We start from the raw sequence: 247 nt of genomic DNA on the forward strand, positions 1-247 counted from the left end.
GGAATGCCACCCACAAGTTCCACCGCGAAGTTGTCGGTGAAGAAGTGCGTGAAGGCGAGGCCGACGGTATCGGCTTCTTGAATCTTGGCGCCGGTGTTGGGCACCGATTGGTTGAACGGCGCACCGCCCACGCTCTTGATGAACAGCGTGTCGCTAGAGCAGTTCGGCATTAAGCGGAACCACCACAATCTGACGAAGTTGCTGCCGGCTGCTTGTGCATGCGCGGCGGTGGAGAGGATCATCCCGG

The 247-nt window shown here is 59.9% G+C and carries 1 protein-coding gene; it reads right to left on the reverse strand.

The genetic code is table 11. The features are described from left to right. A partial coding sequence (locus RVY79_RS21025; protein ID WP_411161779.1) for a hypothetical protein occupies positions 1-247 on the reverse strand: 247 nt, incomplete at both ends.

This window comes from Chromohalobacter sp. HP20-39 (genome assembly GCF_033052815.1).
Classification (GTDB): domain Bacteria; phylum Pseudomonadota; class Gammaproteobacteria; order Pseudomonadales; family Halomonadaceae; genus Chromohalobacter.